Here is a 20,046-nt window from a genome sequence, read left to right as displayed (position 1 = left end):
TCAGGACACCGTCCCCAGTTCGATCGGCAGGGACAACGGGCCGACAGTGAAGAACGACGGCGAGTAGGGAATGTCGTCCGGATCGATGGTGAGTCGCAGGTCAGGCAGCCGCCGGTAGAGCGAGGCGAGGGCAAGTCGGCTCTCTAATCGGGCGAGCGGTGCGCCGATGCAGTAGCGCGGCCCGTGTCCGAAGCCGAGGTGTCCGGTCTGTTCGCGGGCGAGATCGAACTGGTTCGCGGTCTCGCCGTACTCCTCCGGATCGATGCCGGTCGCCTGGTAGACCACACCGACCGCACTCCCCTTGGGAATGGCCACACCGGCGATCGTCACATCGGTCAGCGTGAACCGGTAGCTGGTCATCATCACCGAATGGCGGTACCGCAACGTTTCCTCGACCACATCGGCCCACCGGCCTTCGGCTTTGGCCACTGCGAGCTGGTCCGGATTCCGATGCAGTGCGATGACGGCGTGACCGAGCAGATGCACCGTGGTCTCGTGACCGGCGATCAGCATCAGCCAGAGCACGCCGACCAATTCGTCGGTGGTGAGCCGATCGCCCGCATCGCGGGCCCGCACCAGATCCGAGGTCAGATCGTCGCCGGGTTCCTGCTGCTTGCGCTGCACCAATTCGTGCAGGAAAGCCCCGAGTTCGTTCTGGGTCGCGAACGCCAGCTCCGGCGGGGTGGTGTGCGCCAACAGAGTGGAGGTCCATTTCCGCAGCCGTGGCCGGTCCGCGTCGGGCACGCCGAACAATTCGGCGATGACCGCCATCGGCAGTGCGTCGGTGAAGGTTGGTACCAGATCCACTCCGTCACCTGCGGCGATCACCTCGTCCAACAGGCCGTCGATGAGCTCTTGGATGCGCGGTTCCATCGCCTGCACCAGTCGAGGTGTAAATCCCTTCCCGACCAGACCACGCAACCGCCGGTGATCCTCACCATCCTTCGTCGACAGGTGGTCGCCTTGGGCGATGGCCCGTAGCGGCCAGTCTTCCGGGATCGATCCGTCGTATAGCGCGGGCCAGTGCTTCGGGTCCCTGGCAAAGGTCTTGTTGTCGCCGGCGAGGATCTCCGCAACGGCGTTGTGCGTCAAGGCCAAATAGGCGGGCACGCCGCCCGGGAATTCCACTTCGACCACGGGCGCGGTCTGCTGTAGCCGGATGCAGGTGTCGAGCGGGCTTTCGTCGGCGGCGGGGAATGCGGGAAGACTTGTCATGATGACCCCTCGGGCGGTGCCGACCCGTTGGCACGGGTATGGACGATCGGTCGCTTACGCAACCAGACAAAGCTTCCGCCGAATCACCTTGTTCAGCAAGATGTTTCGCCGGTGGAGCGGCATGGTGCCAGACATCGGGCTCGCCCGCAGGCATACAGTTCTCAGCCGCGGGAAGCCCATCTATTCGTGGCCGTTCCGGTAGGCCGGCGTGGTTTAGTGGGGTGGTGGATATTCGAGGCATCGACAATGTGCTGGTTCCGGTCGGTGACCTGGATGCCGCGGTGTCGTTCTACGGTGGCGTGCTGGGGTTGGCGGTGAAGTTCACACTGCCGGAGCAGGGGATTGCGGTATTCGATGTCGGCGGTGAGGTGGCCGGTGTCATGGCTCGGGTGGATCCGCGGGCGGGTGAAGCCGGATTGTCCGGAATGCGGCTGTGGCTGGAGGTACTGGATGCGGTGGCGGCCGCGGCCGAACTCGAAGGGTTCGGCGTACAGGTGGTCAGCGCACCGTTCGAGGTCGGAACCGGTTGGAGCGTAGAGGTTTCCGATCCGTGGGGGAATGTGATCGGGCTGACCGACTACCGCAAGCGTCCCGAGTTGGCTCGGCCGACGAGCTGAATCCGGTGGGCGCGCACGAGTACGTGCCCACCGAAAACCCTACGGCGCGACCGAGCCCCAGTCTGCGAACCCGGTCGGGTCGTGCCGCCCGAGACTTCCGTGTTCGAACAGGCCCCACCCCTCGGAACCCCCGCAGCGCGCGTGCGCGACATGATCGATGACCCCGAACGGGATGCGTCCCGCGATGGCCGGATCGGTGAGGTCGTAACTGCCGCTCGAGGACCAGTCGCGACCCATCCATCGACCGTGCAACCAGTCCGGATCCCCGCCGTATCCGCAGCCGACGTGCAGGGGGATATTGGTGACGGTCCGGACTTCGACCTCGAGCGGCTTACCGTCCGGGGTGGTCATCTCCAGCCGTGCGCCGATGGGATGCCTTGTACCGGAACGGTATTCGATGTGGTAGCGCGGCCACCCCAGCTGTTCGGTGCGACCGTCCGGGAAGATGCGGACGGCGTCGTTGAGCGTGCGCTTGCCGTCCGGTTCCTCCTGCAGGATCAGCACGATGGCGAAATCGTCGAAGCGCAGCGGCACGTACATCCACCAGAAGCCGCCGGACGGCTCGGCGGCGGCCCGGCCCGGCGGCTCGGGTTCGCCCACCGGGCGGATGCCCCAGGAGCGGTCCCGGGTGCCCATCCAGACGGCCGGGTCGACGGTGAGATCCGTGCCGTCGACGTGCAACGTTCCCTCCCACGAGCCGACCTGTGCGAACCGGGTGGCCTGGATGATCGGGCGGTTGCCGTTGAGAATCAGATGCGGTTGTTCCTCGACAGTGGGAAAGGATCCGTGCCAGGTGAGGTCGAAGCCGAGGTCATCGTGCTCGCAGATCACCCGGATCCGCTGCAGCGGTTCCTGCACCTCGATGCGGTACCCGCCGACGCGCAGGTCGACGCCGCGATCGCCGAGCGCGTCGGAGAAGCGGACCGTGCGCTGGATGTCGCCACGTCGGACGCAGGCGTAGGCGTCGATCACCCCGAGGTTCGGATACACCCCGCCGCCGGTGACGAAGAAGGTGCCGCCGTCGCGGTCGTGACCGTTGAAATAGCTTCTGTCGTAGAAGTTCCGGTCGCTGCTGGCGACTCGGGACATGGACAGGTGGGTCTGATGGATGGGGTATTCGTCGAGGGGCGAGGGAGCGGAGCCTGCGGAGCGACCATCAGATACAGCCATGATTTTCCTCTAATCCCATTCGTAGGTTCCGTCGAGCAACGCCTCCAGGCTTGCTCGGTGCATCACGTAGTCGTCGCGATCGGGGGTGTCGGTGTCCTCGCCGAAATGGATCATCCGGCGCTTCACCCTGGCCATCACGATCGCGTGCCGCAGCGCGGCGTACACGATGTAGAAGTCGAGATCCCGAACCGTATATCCGGTGGTCTCCTCGTATTTCGCGACGACATCCGCGCGCCGCAGGAAGTCCGGCAGTCCGGGCTGATCGAAGCGGGTGGCAAGGTCCTGGAAGAAGCGGTGAATGAAGATGACCCAGGCAATATCCAGTTCGCGCGGGCCGAGTCCGGCCATCTCCCAATCGAGTACACCGACCGGGGTGAAGCCGTCGTACAGAATGTTGCCCGGTCGCGAATCACCCCAACTCAGTACGTCCGGACCGGGATCGGCGGGCCAGTGCGCGTCGAGCCAGTCGAAGGTTCGCTCGATCAGCGGAATCGGGTAGCCGTCATCGGCCAATGCCCAGCGGTACCAGTTGCGGTGCCATTCGACATGTCGGCGCAGCGCTTGACCAGGACCGTCCAGCATCGGGAATCGCGTTGCCGGATCGGGGATTTCGTGCACCTTCGCAATGACCTCGACGGTCTTCGCTGCCAATTCCGCACGCTCCTCGGGACTGGCGTCGAAGAGCCAGCCGATGAACACATACGGCGGATTGTCCGATGGCACCCGGCCCTCGACCCGCCGCATCACGAAAAACTTGGTGCCGAGCGGCTTCTCGTCGGTCTCCAGCCAGCACAGCTCGGGGACCGGCACCGCCGAGGCGGCCGCGACCCCGGCCATGATCTGGTATTGCAGCTCCAGGTCGTAGTTTTCGAAGACCGGGAACGAGTCGGCCTCCGGTGTCATCCTGGCCACGAACGAACCGCCGTCCGCGCGCCCGTCCACACTCCATTCGGCGTCGAACAGCACCGTCGGACTCGACATCCCCGCACCCTGTGGCCGCGACAGCGCCGAAATCTTGGGCGGCTGATCAGCGTGGACCTTGCCGTCCAGCCACCGGGACAGGTCCTCGGCGAGGGTGTCGAGGTCCCGCGCGCTGACGGTCAGCTGCCGTCGCGCGGTGGGATCGGGATCGTCGGCCATTCTTTGTCCTCCTGACGCATGTGCCTGCGGAAACTGTAACGCGTTCTAGTCGGTGCTTACCGCAGAAATTCGAAGAAATCGAGCGACCCTCACTGGGTGATATTCGGTATTGACAATCCACTGCACCAGGCGGGGGTCATACCTCCGGCGGAGTCGCGTACGCCGAGAGGTGGGGTGGGAATCGGGGTTTTCCTGGAAGCGGTCGGGCTCTGCCGCCGATACCGTCGCCTGACGTGGAGTCGTGAGAGGGAGGGATCGGTGTGAGTACGGTCGGTGCAGAGGTTCTCGATCGAGAAGAAAGCGTCATACCGCCCGAGCCGCCCGTGCGGTGGAATCCGTTGACCAGGATCGCTTTTCGGTTCTCTTTCGGCTATTTCGCACTGTTCTGCCTGCTGTTCACCCAGATTCCGTTCGCCTTCGCCGGGCTGCTCGCCGGATCGCTGTCGGACAGCGCGGTGCTCTGGGAATTTCGCGCTTTGCGCCCGATCATCGAGCCGGCCGGACGACTGTTCTTCGATACCGATGTCGTGCTGCGCGAGGATTCGGGCAGCGGCGATCAATACTTCATCTGGACATTCGTCTTCTGTGTGCTGATCGCCGCCGCGGTGGCGACCCTCATCTGGACCGCGCTGGACCGGCGCAGGCCGAACTATCGGCAGCTGCAGGCCTGGTTCCTGCTCTTCATCCGGATGTGCCTGGGCGGGCAGATGCTGCTCTACGGGTTCGCCAAGGCGATTCCGACGCAGATGCCGGAGCCGACGCTGGCGAAACTGCTGCAACCCTACGGTGAGTTCAGCCCCGCCTCGGTGTTGTGGAACCAGGTCGGGAGTTCACCCACCTACGAGATCCTGCTCGGCTGTGCCGAAGTGCTGGGCGGACTGCTGCTCTTCCTGCCGAGGACGGCGACGCTCGGCGCAATGCTGAGCCTGGTGAGCTTGGCGCAGGTGTTCGTGCTCAATATGACCTTCGACGTCCCGGTCAAGATCCTGGCCTTCCACCTCATGCTGCTGAGCATGGTGCTGCTCGCACCGCAGGCACGGCGGTTGGCGAATGTGCTGGTGCTGAACCGCCCGTCCGACCCTGCCACGCAACCGGATCCGTTCCGTGGCAACCGAACTCGCCGGATCGCGATCGCGCTGCAAGTCGCACTGGGCCTGTGGATGGCAGCGGGTTTCGTGCACACCGGCCTGAAGTACTGGAACGAAGGCGGCGGTGGCAGCCCGAAGCCGCTGCTGTACGGGATCTGGACGGTATCGGAATTCACCCAGGACGGCGTGCCGGTACCGCCGCTGAGCACCGACGAGACACGTTGGCAGCGAGTCGTTTTCGATGTGCGGGGAATGACCTACCAGAAGATGGACGGCACGCTGGTGCCCGCCGTCCCCGCTGTCGATACCGCCGCCCACAAGATCTCGGTGTCCGCGCCGCCGGAGCAGCCGGACGCACAACCCGCCCAGATCGCCGACTTCACCTTCGAACAGCCCGCGCCCGACCGCCTGACGCTCAACGGACAGCTGAACGGCCGGCCGGTGACCATCACCTTGCAGCAGGTCGATCTGAACAGCTTTCCGCTGCGCGGCCGTGGATTCAACTGGGTGCAGGACTATCCGTACTTCCGCTGAAATCGTTTGTCCGACGTCAATCCCCAGCTACTCCGATGTCCTCGTGCCAGAGCAGCGGTTGGTCGGCGATGAATTCGGTCATCAGGTCGATGCAGCGCTGGTCCTCGAGCACGGTCACCGCGACGCCGTGCTCGGCCAGCCAGTCATGCCCGCCGTGGAAGGTCTGTGCTTCCCCGATGATCACCGCGCCGATCCCGAACTGGCGCACCAGCCCGCTGCAGTACCAGCACGGTGACAGGGTGGTCACCATGATGGTCGAGCCGTAGTCGCGGCGGCGGCCCGCATTACGGAACGCATCGGTTTCGGCGTGCATGCTGGGATCGCCGGACTGCACCCGCCGGTTGTGCCCGCGTCCGAGCAGGGTGCCATCGGCCGCGAACAGGGCCGCGCCGATCGGAATCCCGCCTTCGGCCCGGCCGCGCAGCGCCTCCCGGTATGCGACCTCCAGCAGTTGCTCTGCCTGTGTCATGGCTCCAACCTGCTGGTCTGGTTGCTCCAGGCACCGTCACCCCACACCACAATCGGATGCGGTGAGGTGCCCAGATCGGTCGGGTACCAGACGTCGTACTTCGCCCCGGTCGAATCACAGCAGCCGAACCCGATCTGCTCCGTGACCGCCTGCGGTCCCGCCTGGAAATAGGTCGCCTCGGTCCCCGCGGCGGGTACATAGGGCCCCGGATCCGCCTGTGCGGCACCGCCCGACGCTAGCCACCCGATCAACGCTACCGATACCGCCGCCCGACCCCAGCGATTCATGCGCAGAAGTATAGGGAGGCCATCTGTCCGATCCACGACCGGCATGTGCCCGTTATTGCGCCCTCGCGGCGGGCGATTGCCGGGCACGCGCACGCAAGACGTAGTCTCGAACACTGTGCCGAACACGTCAGTACCTGCCGATGACCAGCCGGAAATCAACCCGGCCGACCGTCCCGCGAGTGATCCGAACTACCTGGTCGGGCTCGATCTCAATGGGCGGCGTGTCGTCGTGGTCGGCGGCGGGACGGTGGCGCAGCGCAGGCTCGGCCTATTGATCGCCTCCGGGGCGGACGTGCACGTCATCAGTCGCGAAGTCACTCCGGCCGTGGAGGGAATGGCTACGTCGGGGCAACTCACGCTGACATTGCGCGCCTACGCCGACGGCGATCTCGACGGCGCCTGGTATGCGATCGCATGCACCGACGAACCCGAGACCAATGCGGCGGTCGTCGAGGAGGCCACGCGACGACGCATCTTCTGTGTGCGCGCCGATGTCGCGCGGCTGGGCACCGCGGTAACGCCGGCGACGGCTCGGCACGACGGCCTGACGCTCGGTGTGCTCGCCGGTGGTCAGCACCGGCGGTCCGCCGCGGTGCGAAATGCGCTGCTCGAGGCGCTGCAATCAGGTGTGGTGACCGACGATTCGACGCCGATCACCCCGGGCGTCGCGCTGGTCGGCGGCGGTCCCGGCGATCCGGATCTGATCACGGTGCGCGGCCGCCGCCTGCTGGCCCGCGCGAATCTCGTTGTCGCCGACCGGCTCGCACCGCCGGAACTGCTCGCCGAACTCGGCCCGGACGTCGAGGTGATCGACGCGGCCAAGATTCCGTACGGGCGGGCGATGGCGCAGGAGGCGATCAATTCCGCGCTGATCGAGGGCGCCAAGGCGGGCAAGTTCGTGGTGCGGCTCAAGGGTGGCGACCCGTATGTGTTCGGGCGCGGCTACGAGGAGCTCGAGGCCTGCGTCGAGGCAGGCATTCCGGTGACCGTGGTCCCCGGAATTACCAGCCCCATCTCCGTCCCCGCCGCCGCGGGCATTCCGGTGACCCATCGCGGCGTCACCCATGAATTCGTGGTGGTCAGCGGCCACGTCGCACCCGACCACCCGGATTCCCTGGTCGACTGGCCCGCCCTGGCCCGCCTGCGCGGCACCATCGTGCTCATGATGGCGGTCGAGCGCATCGAACAATTCGCCACCGCTCTCATCGAGGGCGGCCGACCGGCTGACACCCCGGCCACGGTGATCCAGGAGGGCACCCTCCGCACCCAACGCGTCCTGCGCGCGGACCTCGGCACTGTTGCCGCCCGCGTCCGCGAAGAAGCCATCCGCCCGCCGGCGATCGTTGTGATCGGCCCCACAGCGGGCTTCTCCGCCGAAGCCGCCGCACCGGGCGCCGAGTCCTCCGCCGGGTAATGCTGCACAACCGCTGGGCTCCCGCAACTGGAAGGTGTCACAACCGTCCAGTGACTTTCGCTATGACTAGATGAATCGCACCCGCTGGAGCGGAGACCTGGGTTCCGGATCAATTACAGTGGCTCACCGTGCTCGATAATCCCCCTGCGAAGATGCAGTATCCGGTGACGCAGCGGGCCTTCGGGCTCGCCATACTCGTGCTGAGCGGGCTGCAGCTGATGGTTGTGCTCGACGGCACCGTGGTCATTTTCGCGCTGCCCCGACTGCAGGAAGAGATGGGCATGTCCAGCGCGGGCGGCGCGTGGACGGTGACCTCCTACGGCCTGACCTTCGCGGGTCTGATGCTGCTCGGCGGGCGGCTCGGGGACACGTTCGGTCGTAAGCCAATGCTGATGCTGGGCGTCGCGATGTTCACAGTCGCCTCGCTGCTGTGCGGGTTGGCGCAGGGCCCGGGCATGCTGATCGCGGCTCGCGCTTTGCAGGGCGCGGGCGCGGCGATTGCGGCGCCGACGGCATTCGCGCTGGTGGCGACCACTTTCGCGCCCGGAAAGGCGCGTAATCAGGCCATTGCGATCGTCGGCTCGATGGTCGGTATCGGCTCGGTCGGCGGTCTGGTGGTCGGCGGTGCGCTGACCCAGCTGTCCTGGCGATGGATCTTCCTGATCAATGTGCCCATCGGCGTATTGATCATTCTCGGTGCGCTGTCCCAGCTCGCGGACACCGAACACCACCGATCGTCACTCGATATCCGTGGTGCGGTGCTCGGCACCGCGGCCTGCGCGTCGGTTGTGTTCGGCGCGACCGAGGGGCCCGAGTTGGGCTGGGGCAGTCCGGCCGTGATCGGTGCGCTGGTGGCGGGTGCGGTGCTGCTGATCGTCTTCGTGGTTGTCGAGCGCACCATCGATGATCCGCTGCTGCCGTGGTCGCTGTTCGACAGTCGCGATCGGGTCACCACTTTCATGCTGATCTTCCTGGCCGGCGGTGTGCTCGGCGCGATGACCTTCTTCGTCGCGCAGTTCCTGCAGAACGTGCTCGGCTACGGACCGCTGGTCGCGGGTATCGCTTCGATCCCGTTCACCATCGGCATCGGCATCGGCGGTGCGGTGGCCTCCAAGGCGGCGTTGTTGGTCGCACCGCGCTGGTTGGTGTGCGGCGCGGCATTCGTGCTGGCCGCCGGACTGCTGGTCGGATCACAGCTCGACGGCGGCGTGAATTACCTGACCACCCTGCTGCCGCTGTTGATCGTGATCGGCTTCGGTGTCGGCGTGGCAATGGTGCTCGCGCCGTTGTGCGTGCTCGTCGGGGTGCCGGCGTCCGATATCGGTCCGCTGTCCGCGGTGGGGCAGATGTTCATGAACCTGGCAACGCCGGTATTCATCGGTCTGCTCACTCCCATCGCGGCATCGCGCACCATGTCGATGGGCGGGCGCACCGGTAAGGCGGCGGATATGAACGAGGCCGAGATCTTCGCGCTCGGCAGCGGATACACGCTGGTGCTCGCGGTCTGCTCGCTAGTCGCGGTGCTGGCGGGCTTCATCGCGCTGACATTGCGCTATTCGCCGAGACAACTGGCCGAGGCACAGCACGCGCAGGAGGAATCGCAGCGGACCGGCTCCATGCCGGTGGTGCCGCGGACCGGGCCGCTACCTGTCATCCGTCGCTCTGACTACAGTGGCTGACTGTGCCAGACAATCCCGCTACGACGCCATATCCGGTGACGCGGCGGGCCTTCGGCTTGGCGATCCTGGTGCTGAGCGGGCTGCAATTGATGGTCGTGCTCGACGGCACGGTGGTGATTCTCGCCCTGCCCCGACTACAAGACGAACTGGGTCTATCGAGCTCAGGTAGTGCCTGGATGGTCACCGCTTACGGTCTGCCGTTCGCGGGTTTGATGTTGCTCGGCGGCCGGATCGGCGACTCCTTCGGCCGCAAACGCATGTTCATCGTCGGCGTCGCACTGTTCACACTGGCCTCGCTGCTATGTGGACTTGCGCAGAACGAGGGCATGCTGATCGCGGCCCGCGCGATCCAGGGCACCGGCGCCGCGCTCGCGGCCCCGACCGCACTTGCCCTGGTAGCGACCACTTTCGCGCCCGGCCGGGTGCGCAATCAGGCGATCGCGATCTTCGGCTCCATGATGGCGGTCGGCTCGGTCGGCGGACTGGTGATCGGCGGCGCGCTCACCGAGGTGAGCTGGCGCTGGATCTTCCTGATCAATGTGCCTATCGGTGCGTTGATCCTCGCCGGCGCGGTGCGGCGGCTGCGCGACACCACCCACCACCGACTACCCCTGGACGTGCGCGGGGCCGTACTCGGCACCCTCGCCTGCGCGTCCCTGGTATTCGGCGCGACCGAAGCGCCCGAATTCGGCTGGGACAGTCCGGTCATCATCGCTTCGATTGTCGCCGGTGTGGTGGTATTGATCGTCTTCGTGCTTGCCGAACGGTGGGTGGACAACCCGCTGCTGCCCTGGTCGCTATTCGATAAGCGTGATCGGGTCGCCACCTTCGGCGCCATCTTCCTGGCCAGCGGAGTGCTGGCCGCGAGCACCTATTTCGCGGGATTGTTCGTTCAGAATGCCGTCGGTTACAGCCCGCTGGTCGCCGGGGTCGCGTTCATCCCGTTCACCATCGGTGCTGGTATGGGCACCGCCACGGCTTCGCAGCTGGCGATGACGGTCGCGCCGCGCTGGCTGTTGAGCGGTGCCGCGGCGATTCTCGTCGTCGGACTGCTGTTCGGCTCGACGCTCGAACGGGACGTGCCGTACTGGCCGACCCTGCTGGGGCTCTTCATCATGATCGGATTCGGCATCGGTGTTGCCGTGGTGATCGTCCCGCTGTGCGTATTGGTCGGTGTCGCGCCGAAGAATATCGGCCCGCTCTCCGCGGTCGGTCAGATGTTCATGAACCTCGGCACACCCGTCGCGATCGGCCTGCTCGCGCCGGTCGCCGCATCCCGCACGCTGTCGCTCGGCGGCCGAACGGGTAAGCCCGCCGGTATGACGCCCGCGGAGTTGGATGCGCTCGGAAGTGGTTACACGCTGGTGCTTTTCGTCACCGCCATCGGCGCACTGCTGGTGGGGCTGGTGGCACTGACATTGCGCTACACGGCGGCCGAGGTCGGCCAGGCGCAGCACGCGAGGGAAGAGGCCGGGCAGAGCTGACCCGCCCGGCCGTGAGCTCACAGGCGACCGGCGACCTTGCGCGGGGTCACACGCACGATTACGCGGGGTCCGTCATTGACGGAGGCGGGGTTGAATTCGACGTACGGCAGCCCGGTGTAGTGCTCCGACAGCTTGTCCGGCAGTGTCTTGTCGGGATCGGGGGTGATCGTGGCGGTGCCGCGAATCTCCGCGTACACGTACGGATTATCCGGCGGATTGATCATTACCGTGATCCGCGGATCACGGGCGAGGTTCTTGCCCTGCTGCCGATCCACCGTCGTGGAGAACAGCAGATCGTCGCCATCGCGCTCGAGCCAGATGACGGTCAAGTGGGGTTGTCCGTTCGGTCCGATCGTCGCCGCGGTCGCGAAGACCTTCGACTCGTCCAGGTACTTCTTCAATTCCTCGGAGAGCACAGCTGTCATGGGTTGATGAAACGGTTGCCGACTCGAGAACATTCCCGATCCGGTCGAAATCACCTGTCGGTCCTGGAGTTCGAGTCGGCGGTCAGATCGCGAATTAGCAGTGCGGTATGCAGTGAGGTCCGGGATTCACCGTCCTCGAGGTCGACGTCGAGAATCCGCTCGATGCGGGCGAGCCGGTCGTAGAGGGTCGGTCTGCTGATATTGAGCCGCTTGGCGAGTTCGGTCTTATTGCCCGCGACGTCGAGGAACTGTCGCAACGTGCGGGTCAGATCGGCCGCATGCCGAATGTCGTAGCGCAGCAACGCGCTCAGTTCCGTTTCGGCGAAGCTCTGCACGCCGGGATCATTGCGGATCAACGAGAGCAGTCCGCGCAGCCGGATATCGCCGCTGCGATAGAACGCTCTCGGCACCGCCGCGCGAGCGGCGGACGCGGAGGCGGTAGCGGAGCGTGACCACGTAGCGTCCCGGGAGCGCGGCCGATCAGACGCCGACTCCAGCGATAACGCGACCTCGGCGACATGCGCCGCCTGCGCCAATTCGCGTGCGGTGTCGAGCAGTGAATCCGCTTCCGCGCCAACGCCTATGACCACCCGCCGCACCCCCTCCACCCGCCGCACCTCGGCGATGATCGCCGAGCACACGGTGCGGAGCGTGTCATCGAGATCGGCGCTGCGTGGGATCGCGAGCACCATGCCGACCCGGTCGCCGTGCTCGGCCGCGGTCAATGCGGTCGCCTTCGACAGTCCGAGACCGTGGGTGACCGCGTCGAGCACGCCCGCGCTGCGGCGCTGCCTGGCGACCTGATCGGATTCGGCAAGGGCGGCAACGTCTATCGCGAGCGGAACGTAGTGCGCGCGTCGGGTCAACAGCCCCAACGCGGCCGCCCTGGCCTGCGCATCGCGTTCGTCGAGGACGCGGCCGTTGACCATATCGTCGATGAGTCCGGTCTGCGCTTGACGATGCAGGCCGAAGCGATCCTTATCGATCATCCGGTGCAGCGTCAGCGTCTGTGCGGCACGCTCGAGTACCATGCGGGCGCGCGGCGTCGCCAGCTCGCTCGAACGCAGGATCAACCGACCCCAGCGCTGGGTATGCGGGCCGACCTGTACCACATCCCAGCCCTCTGGCAGCAGTCGCGAGGTGGTCTCCCAGTTCTCCAGAATCGCCGAGGTGCTGGTGTGCCGGGCGGTCAGCGCCAGCACCCGATGCGCCAGATCTTCCAGTACGACCGAGGAATCGAGCATGTCGGCGGTCGTCTCGACGATTTCGGCCAGCGCGGCGCGGCGCACGCTGAGATCGGTGAAGGTCTCGTGCACGGTGCGCGCGAATTCGAGTTCGGCATACTGGTCGGCCACGATCACTCGGTGCACGGCCTCGGTGATTTCCACGAAGCGGGTGACGCGATGCAGCGCGATGACCGGGAGTCCGAGTGCGTCGGCGGTCTCGGCGATGATCGGCGATAGCTGCGGAACGGCGTTGCCGAGTTCGATGACCAGTCCGGCCACCCCCGCAGCAGCCAGCGAATTCAGATACGCGACTGCCGACTCGTCGCTGCCGGTCAATGCCAAGCCCGTAGTCAGCATCAGTTCCCCGCCGACCAGCAACTCGGCGACATCCGGCAGGTCGCTGACATGCACCCACCGCACCGGCCGATCCAGCGCCGCCGAACCGACGACCTCCGGCTCGCCCGCGCGCACAACCGGCATGACCAGTACATCGGCGACAGAGAGCAGCATCTGACAAATCGTAATAGGAAATCCGAAATCGCATACATAACGTCTGGCCGAAATCGGGCAGCGATGGTGCAGAGTCGAAACCACGACACCATCCGGCGCTCAGGATCGAATCGAGGACATATGCAGACAATCGCGCACTGGCTCGACGGCAAACCCTTCGCGGGCACGAGCTCGGCGACAGCGCCGGTGACGAATCCGGCGACCGGGGTGGTGACCGGGCAGGTCGCGCTGGCCTGTGTCGAGGATGCCAGGGCGGTGATCGCATCGGCGAAGGCGGCGTTCCCGGAATGGCGCGACACCTCGCTGGCGCGGCGCACACAGATCCTGTTCCGGTTCCGCGAACTGCTCAACGAGCGCAAGGAAGAACTTGCCAAGCTGATCACCGCCGAACACGGCAAGGTGCACTCCGATGCGCTCGGCGAAGTGAACCGCGGCCTCGAAGTGGTCGAATTCGCCTGCGGTGTACCGCATTTGATCAAGGGCGGATTCACCGAGAATGCTTCGACGAAGGTGGACATCTTCTCGATCCGCCAGCCGCTGGGCCCGGTCGCGGTGATATCACCGTTCAACTTTCCGGCGATGGTGCCCATGTGGTTCTTCCCGATCGCGATCGCGGCCGGAAACACCGTGGTGCTCAAGCCGAGCGAGAAGGATCCGTCATCATCGCTGTGGCTGGCCGAGCTGTGGCACGAAGCCGGTTTGCCCGCAGGGGTTTTCAATGTGCTGCAGGGCGATAAGGTCGCGGTCGACGAACTGCTCGACAATCCGCATATCAAGGCTGTCTCGTTCGTCGGCTCCACACCTATCGCCAAGTACGTCTACCAGCGCGGTACCGCCAGCGGTAAGCGCGTGCAGGCGCTGGGCGGCGCCAAGAACCACATGGTGGTGCTGCCCGATGCCGATCTGGATCTGGCCGCCGATGCCGCGGTGAATGCCGGATTCGGCTCCGCGGGGGAGCGCTGCATGGCGATCAGTGTGGTGCTCGCGGTCGGTGCGGTCGGTGCGGTCGGCGACGAACTGGTCGCCAAGATCACCGAGCGCGCGAAGACCATCAAGACCGGTGACGGCACCCGCGATACCGATATGGGTCCGCTGGTGACCCGCGAGCATCGCGATCGCGTCGCCGCCTATATTGATGCGGGCGAATCCGCCGGTGCCAGTGTCGTTCTCGACGGTCGCGGCATCCAGGCCGATGGTGCGGCGGATGGATTCTGGCTCGGTCCAACGGTTCTCGATCATGTGGGTACCGCGATGAGCGTCTATACCGACGAAATCTTCGGCCCGGTCCTGTCGGTCGTGCGCGTCGACAGCTACGACGAGGCGCTGCAACTGGTCAACGACAATCCCTATGGCAACGGGACCGCCATCTTCACCAATGACGGCGGCGCGGCCCGGCGCTTCCACAATGAGGTGGAGGTCGGCATGGTCGGCATCAATGTGCCGATCCCGGTTCCGATGGCCTACTACAGCTTCGGCGGCTGGAAGAATTCGCTGTTCGGCGATTCGCATGCACACGGCATCGAGGGCGCGCATTTCTTCACCCGTGGTAAGGCCGTCACGACGCGTTGGCTCGATCCCAGCCACGGCGGACTCGAACTCGGATTCCCCCAGAACCAATAGCTACGCAGGAGAATTCGATGACCCTCCCGAATGGATCGGCACCCGAACTCGCCCGGCAGGCCGCCGCCCGCGCCTTCGAACTCGACCGCCGCCACGTATTCCACTCGTGGTCCGCGCAGGCGCACCGTACACCGATGGCCATTACGGCCGCCAAGGGCTGCTACGTATGGGACGGCGACGGTAATCGTCTGCTCGATTTCTCCTCTCAGCTGGTGAACACCAATATCGGTCACCAGCATCCGAAAGTCATTGCGGCGGTACAGGAGCAGGCTGCAAAGCTGTGCACCGTCGCGCCGCAACACGTCAACGATGCTCGCTCCGAGGCTGCCCGGCTGATCGCCGAGCGGACCCCGGGCGAACTCGACAAGATCTTCTTCACCAATGGCGGCGCCGATGCCGTCGAACACGCGGTTCGGCTGGCGCGCCTGCATACCGGCCGCTACAAGGTGCTTTCGCGCTACCGTTCCTATCACGGCGGCACCGAGACCGCGATCAACCTCACCGGCGACCCGCGGCGCTGGCCGAACGACCACGGTAATAGCGGAGTAGTCCACTTCTTCGGTCCGTTCCTGTTCCGCTCGCAATTCCATGCGAGCACCGAAACCGAGGAAGCCGAACGGGCTTTGGCGCATCTCGCGCAGACCATTGTTTTCGAGGGTCCGGACACAATCGCGGCGATCGTGCTCGAATCCATCCCCGGTACAGCGGGAATTATGGTTCCGCCGCCCGGGTATATGGCGGGTGTCCGGGCGCTGTGCGACAAATACGGCATCGTCTTCATCGCCGATGAAGTGATGTCGGGGTTCGGGCGTACCGGAAAATGGTTCGCCATAGAGCATTTCGAGGGCGTGGTTCCTGATCTACTGACCTTCGCCAAGGGGGTGAATTCCGGTTACGTGCCGCTCGGCGGTGTCGCGATCAGCCGGGCCATCGCGGCGACCTTCGATGACCGTCCGTATCCGGGCGGGCTGACCTATTCGGGTCATCCGCTCGCGACGGCCGCCGCGGTCGCGACCATCAATGCGATGCGGGACGAGCGAATCGTGGAGAACGCTGCCGATATCGGTACCCGCGTACTCGGACCCGGCTTGCGCGAACTCGCCGAACGCCATCCCAGCATCGGTGATGTGCGCGGAACCGGCGTATTCTGGGCGCTGGAACTGGTGCGGGACAAGCGAACTCGCGAACCGCTCGCACCGTACGGCGGCACCAGCGCGGCCATGAACGAAACTGTGGCCGCGGCCAAGGCGGCGGGCCTGCTGCTGTTCGTCAATTTCAACCGGCTGCATGTGGTTCCGCCGTGCATTATCGACGAGACCGAGGCCAAGGAAGGCTTGGACATTCTCGACCACGTGCTCGGACTCACCGACAAGCACGCGCTCTGACCATTCCTGTACCAACGCAAGGGAACCCGAGGGCGTAGCCTGCCCCCGGGTTCCTTGGTGCCACCCAAATTCGCGCACCGGGTCGGTGGGATCGGATCAAACTGATACGACGTGTCATACGATTAGACCATCTTCCATTGTGGCTGGAAGAACGGGATTTGAACCCGTATCTCGTCGCGATTGTGTCCTTCCTCGTGATCGGGTGTTCGGCGGCGAATGCTCAATCTGGAGCGAGAGTCTGAGATTCCGGCTGCCTCTACCAATTGGGCTATCCGGGCCTGTGCCCGGAGCGGGATTCGAACCCACACTGTCACCGTGTCTTCAGGCTTATCTTCAGTTTGAGTTTGCGCTCTTGCGCTTCCCCCGCACGCGGCGGGGGAGTCTGTGGGGCGGGGGCGATTTTTCGCCCCCGCCCGGTTCAGCGGAAGAGGTAACGGAAGATCACATCACCGGTCTTGCGGTCGGTGACCTGGCTCCCGTTGGCCTCCTCGCGGGCGAATTTGACTGCCTGCTGGAGCTTTTCGATGCGTTCGACCAACTCGTTGACGCGGCGGGCCGGCATCGCACCGGAGAACTTCATCGTGGTCCAGTAGCCGATGGCGATGTCCTCGTAGTACACCTCGACCTGCGCCGGATGTTTCTCGGTCGCCTCGGCCTTGACGTGGTTGCGTGGCACCTTCTTGGTACGGATGGTGCGCACGGCGTCGGTGCGCCAGGTGTCGGACGAATCGTCGAATGCCCAGGCCTCGGCGGCGTCGAGCACCGGCAGCTTCTTGACGAAGGTGTGCAGGTCGGCCAGCTGCTTCTCCAGGAACAGCAGGTACGACACCGGTACGGCGGCCAGCAGAGTCTCCTCGTCGACGCGCACGTCGGCCTTGGCCTCGCAGTTCGCCCAGTCCTTGGTCGCCGTCACGTCGAACAGCCGGGTCAGCGTCGCGGCCGTCTGGTGCAACACCTCCTCGGACTTGACCTGCACCCGCGTCGACTCAGGGGGAAGCTGTTCACCCTCTTCATCTTTCGGCTGATACGTGCGCGCGATACCGGACAGCAGCCCCGGCTTCTGCAGCTGACTCTGGGTTTCGGCCAATTCGCGCAGCGCGCCGCTCTTGACGCCCTTTTCCACCGCGATGATCTGATTCAACTTCGTCATCAATTACCTCCCCGGGCGCCCTCGACGCCATCACTTTCCTTGTGCGGCCCCTCATTTCGGATTTCCCCCGCCGCTCGCCGAACACTACAGGCCGGTTATTTTCCGCGCATCCGAGTTTTCGCGTGCGGGACGGCATGGAGCCTGGCGTCGGCGCTGTGGAGCGGTCGCCGGAGCCACTCTCGGCACCGACTTCGCCTATCCTTCGTCGAAGCCTGTGCCCGACCAGCCGCAACATCGGGACGCTTTCGGCGCGCTCGAGTTCTGCTTTCTCCCGCCGCAGCTGCGGCGACTCGTCGATGCTGACCCCGGCACGAGCAGCGGTTCCGATCTGGCCTTGGCACGCACCCACTTACGAACTGTTTCCGGGGTTCCGACGCCGAGCAGGTCGGCTACCGCGCGCATCGCGGCCCACTCCGACTCTTGCTGCTCACGACGCTTTCCGGTTGCACCGACCGCATGCGGGAACAATCGTGGCGTCGACTCGGTTGGGTGGGGGCATGACAACGCTTGGATTGATCGGTAGCGGGAACATCGGCGGCACGCTGGCACGATTGGCCGTCGCGGCCGGACTCGATGTCGTAGTCAGCAATTCGCGGGGGCCGGAGACGCTGGCGGAGCTGGTTGCCGAGCTCGGGCCACGGGCGCGTGCCGCCACCGCCGTGGAGGCGGCCGCAGCCGGTGACATTGTGGTGGTCACGGTGCCGTTGAAGAACTACCGGCAGGTTCCGGTGCAGCCGCTGGCGGGCAAGGTCGTCATCGACACCAATAACTACTACCCGGACCGCGACGGCACCTTCCCCGAACTCGAGGACGGCACCACCACCAGCAGCGAACTGCTGCAGCGCCACCTGCCGACCTCGAAGGTCGTCAAGTCCTTCAATAACATCTTCTATCCCCACTTGGCCGCCCTCGCCCGCCCCTCTGGTGCCCCCGACCGCTCGGCCCTCCCCATCGCAGGCGATGACGCCGATGCGAAAAAGGCCGCCGCCGAACTACTCGACACCCTCGGCTACGACACAGTCGACATCGGCTCGTTGAACGAGAGCTGGCGCTCCCAGCCCAACACCCCCGCCTATGGCGACCCCTACGCCGCGGATCTTCCGTTCTGGGAGCACCCCGCTGCCCCCGCGGCTGCTGACAAGATCCGAGCCGCGTTGGCCGCCGCACAGCGCTGACCGCGCGCAGGACAGCGCCGTGCCGACTGCTCGCCGCCCCGCGAGGCCTGAGCACGCTACCTGCGGTGTCGCGCACCAGTGGGCGCCGCGCATAGGTTGCAACTCTTGCGCGGCGCTCACTGGGTATGCGCCAACCCGCCGGTCACGGCTTCGCGCCCACGGCGGGCTGGCTCATTGCCGGATGGATGCTGCAAGGTGCGGCGGCGCTTCTGCGCTCGGACTCGTGCGTACCGTGGCGCCGTGCACGAGAAGATCGGCGCGGTGATTGGAGCCTGGTAGGGCGCAGGAGGTGGCTCGATGGTCAGGTATGGCGTGTGGTGTGGAGTTGTGCACAGGCGGTGATTTATCCACAATCCGTGGATTGGGGCTTTCGGCTGGGTGGAGTCGGTCGAGAACATCGGGGAGTGGAGGTACCTCGAACTATTTCCCGGCGGAATGCGCTGGAAGCCGGATTCACCGGACGTGAGCTGAGCAGGCGACCTTGGCAGCGGGTGTGCCGGGGGCAATACCTGAGTGCGGTCGATATCGGCGAAATGACTACTGAACAAAGGCATCTGGTGCTGACCGATGCTGTCGCCGCGGGCTCCAGTTCAGCTGCCGTCGTCAGTCATATCTCCGCGGCTGTCGTGCACGGTCTGCCGGTGTGGTCGATTCCGTTGGCACGGGTTCATTTGACGCGCAATCGAAGAACCGGGGCACGCACGGGTAAGCGGGTCATGATGCACGCCGCGTCCATCGAGTCGGACGAGGTGGTGCAGATCGGCGATCTGCGGGTGACGACCGTAGCGCGCACGATCGTCGACCTGGCCAGAACCGTGCCGTTCGAACAAGCTGTCGTAGTGGGTGATGCGGCACTGCGCCTCGGGCATACCAGCAGTGCCGAACTAGCGGAACAACTACTGCGGGCGAACGGCCGCCCGGGCTGCCCGGCCGCGCGCCGCGTCATCGACTTCCTCGACGGCCGCGCCGAGAGCCCCGGCGAATCGCGGAGCCGGGTTGTCTTGTGCACTGCCGGACTGCCCGCACCGGAACTCCAGTCGACCGTCCTGGATGTCAACGGCGGATTCGTCGCCCGAGTCGATTTCTTGTTCCCAACGCTGGGTGTTATCGGCGAATTCGATGGAATGATCAAGTACCGCAACAATTTCCGCCACGGCTCATCCGAATCCACCGTGATCGCCGAAAAGCTCAGTGCGGACGCACTGCGCGCCCTGGGTTGGGCCGTTGTCCGCTGGACTTGGCCTGACCTGGACACCCCGGACCGCTGGCTGACCCGACTGGCCCGAGCCGCCGCCTTCGCTCACCGCATCCATCGAGCCGGCACCTGGCGCCCCACCGAGCGCGAATAGCCCGCCGCAACCAACCGCCTTCCGCGAGTGAAGTGCTCGCACAGAGCCAGCGTGCGCTGCACATAAGTTGCGACCTATGTGAGACGCGCACTGGTCATGTGCCAGCCGT

Annotated in this window: 17 protein-coding genes and 1 tRNA gene; 9 read left to right on the top strand and 9 right to left on the bottom strand. The window is 65.4% G+C overall.

What is annotated here, in order from left to right; translation table 11 throughout:
• A complete protein-coding gene (locus OIE68_RS20635; protein WP_327100991.1) occupies positions 1-1,215 on the bottom strand; it encodes a cytochrome P450 in 1,215 nt (404 codons plus the stop codon).
• 224 nt (positions 1,216-1,439) lie between these two features.
• Here OIE68_RS20635 and OIE68_RS20630 point away from each other — a divergent pair, with 224 nt between their 5' ends.
• A complete protein-coding gene (locus OIE68_RS20630) occupies positions 1,440-1,832 on the top strand; it encodes a VOC family protein (RefSeq protein ID WP_327100990.1) in 393 nt (130 codons plus the stop codon).
• Between the two features lie 39 nt (positions 1,833-1,871).
• Here the strand turns inward: OIE68_RS20630 and OIE68_RS20625 are convergent, their stop codons facing one another.
• Both OIE68_RS20625 and OIE68_RS20620 read right to left on the bottom strand, forming a co-directional pair.
• Entirely contained in the window at positions 1,872-3,002 is a 1,131-nt protein-coding gene (locus OIE68_RS20625) for a hypothetical protein (RefSeq protein ID WP_327100989.1), read from the bottom strand.
• Between the two features lie 9 nt (positions 3,003-3,011).
• Complete coding sequence (locus OIE68_RS20620; protein WP_327100988.1) at positions 3,012-4,142, bottom strand: phosphotransferase family protein; 1,131 nt, start codon at positions 4,140-4,142, stop codon at positions 3,012-3,014.
• Between the two features lie 260 nt (positions 4,143-4,402).
• Here OIE68_RS20620 and OIE68_RS20615 point away from each other — a divergent pair, with 260 nt between their 5' ends.
• Positions 4,403-5,764 (top strand): DoxX family protein, encoded by a 1,362-nt coding sequence (locus tag OIE68_RS20615; RefSeq protein WP_327100987.1) that lies wholly within the window; start codon positions 4,403-4,405, stop codon positions 5,762-5,764.
• Between the two features lie 16 nt (positions 5,765-5,780).
• On the opposite strand, the gene OIE68_RS20610 is transcribed toward OIE68_RS20615, so the two are convergent.
• Both OIE68_RS20610 and OIE68_RS20605 read right to left on the bottom strand, forming a co-directional pair.
• Positions 5,781-6,233 (bottom strand): nucleoside deaminase, encoded by a 453-nt coding sequence (locus OIE68_RS20610; RefSeq protein ID WP_327100986.1) that lies wholly within the window; start codon positions 6,231-6,233, stop codon positions 5,781-5,783.
• On the bottom strand, positions 6,230-6,520 hold the full coding sequence (locus tag OIE68_RS20605; RefSeq protein ID WP_327100985.1) for a hypothetical protein: 291 nt from the start codon (positions 6,518-6,520) through the stop codon (positions 6,230-6,232). The genes OIE68_RS20610 and OIE68_RS20605 overlap by 4 nt, the downstream gene beginning before the upstream one ends.
• 115 nt (positions 6,521-6,635) lie before the next feature.
• Here OIE68_RS20605 and cobA point away from each other — a divergent pair, with 115 nt between their 5' ends.
• The 3 genes from cobA to OIE68_RS20590 all read left to right on the top strand — a co-directional run bounded on the left by cobA (position 6,636) and on the right by OIE68_RS20590 (position 11,097).
• Positions 6,636-7,934 carry a uroporphyrinogen-III C-methyltransferase gene (gene cobA / locus OIE68_RS20600; RefSeq protein ID WP_419150724.1) on the top strand — a complete coding sequence of 433 codons (1,299 nt, stop codon included), beginning with the start codon at positions 6,636-6,638 and terminating at the stop codon, positions 7,932-7,934.
• 152 nt (positions 7,935-8,086) lie between these two features.
• Complete coding sequence (locus tag OIE68_RS20595; RefSeq protein WP_327101737.1) at positions 8,087-9,613, top strand: MFS transporter; 1,527 nt, start codon at positions 8,087-8,089, stop codon at positions 9,611-9,613.
• A gap of 2 nt (positions 9,614-9,615) precedes the next feature.
• Positions 9,616-11,097: an MFS transporter gene (locus OIE68_RS20590; protein WP_327100984.1), complete on the top strand. Its 1,482-nt coding sequence runs from the start codon at positions 9,616-9,618 to the stop codon at positions 11,095-11,097.
• A 17-nt stretch (positions 11,098-11,114) separates the two neighbouring features.
• Here the strand turns inward: OIE68_RS20590 and OIE68_RS20585 are convergent, their stop codons facing one another.
• On the bottom strand, positions 11,115-11,522 hold the full coding sequence (locus OIE68_RS20585; RefSeq protein WP_327100983.1) for a PPOX class F420-dependent oxidoreductase: 408 nt from the start codon (positions 11,520-11,522) through the stop codon (positions 11,115-11,117).
• A gap of 50 nt (positions 11,523-11,572) precedes the next feature.
• Complete coding sequence (locus tag OIE68_RS20580) at positions 11,573-13,258, bottom strand: PucR family transcriptional regulator (RefSeq protein WP_327100982.1); 1,686 nt, start codon at positions 13,256-13,258, stop codon at positions 11,573-11,575.
• A gap of 120 nt (positions 13,259-13,378) precedes the next feature.
• Here OIE68_RS20580 and OIE68_RS20575 point away from each other — a divergent pair, with 120 nt between their 5' ends.
• Together OIE68_RS20575 and OIE68_RS20570 are read left to right on the top strand one after the other, a co-directional pair.
• Entirely contained in the window at positions 13,379-14,878 is a 1,500-nt protein-coding gene (locus OIE68_RS20575) for a CoA-acylating methylmalonate-semialdehyde dehydrogenase (protein WP_327100981.1), read from the top strand.
• A 17-nt stretch (positions 14,879-14,895) separates the two neighbouring features.
• Positions 14,896-16,263: an aspartate aminotransferase family protein gene (locus OIE68_RS20570; RefSeq protein WP_327100980.1), complete on the top strand. Its 1,368-nt coding sequence runs from the start codon at positions 14,896-14,898 to the stop codon at positions 16,261-16,263.
• A 140-nt stretch (positions 16,264-16,403) separates the two neighbouring features.
• On the opposite strand, the gene OIE68_RS20565 is transcribed toward OIE68_RS20570, so the two are convergent.
• A tRNA-OTHER gene (locus OIE68_RS20565) sits at positions 16,404-16,538 on the bottom strand.
• A gap of 143 nt (positions 16,539-16,681) precedes the next feature.
• The gene (locus OIE68_RS20560) at positions 16,682-17,413 is read right to left on the bottom strand and encodes a hypothetical protein (protein WP_327100979.1); all 732 of its coding nucleotides are present in this window, start codon (positions 17,411-17,413) and stop codon (positions 16,682-16,684) included.
• A gap of 497 nt (positions 17,414-17,910) precedes the next feature.
• Here OIE68_RS20560 and OIE68_RS20550 point away from each other — a divergent pair, with 497 nt between their 5' ends.
• Positions 17,911-18,588 carry an NADPH-dependent F420 reductase gene (locus OIE68_RS20550; RefSeq protein ID WP_327100978.1) on the top strand — a complete coding sequence of 226 codons (678 nt, stop codon included), beginning with the start codon at positions 17,911-17,913 and terminating at the stop codon, positions 18,586-18,588.
• Positions 18,589-18,992: 404 nt separating this feature from the next.
• The gene (locus tag OIE68_RS20545) at positions 18,993-19,937 is read left to right on the top strand and encodes a hypothetical protein (protein ID WP_327100977.1); all 945 of its coding nucleotides are present in this window, start codon (positions 18,993-18,995) and stop codon (positions 19,935-19,937) included.
• The last annotated feature ends 109 nt before the right edge of the window (positions 19,938-20,046 follow it).

It is taken from the genome of Nocardia vinacea, from assembly GCF_035920345.1.
GTDB classification, from domain to species: domain Bacteria; phylum Actinomycetota; class Actinomycetes; order Mycobacteriales; family Mycobacteriaceae; genus Nocardia; species Nocardia vinacea_A.
Note: the sequence above shows the minus strand (reverse complement) of the source record. Positions and strands in the feature narration are given on the sequence as shown.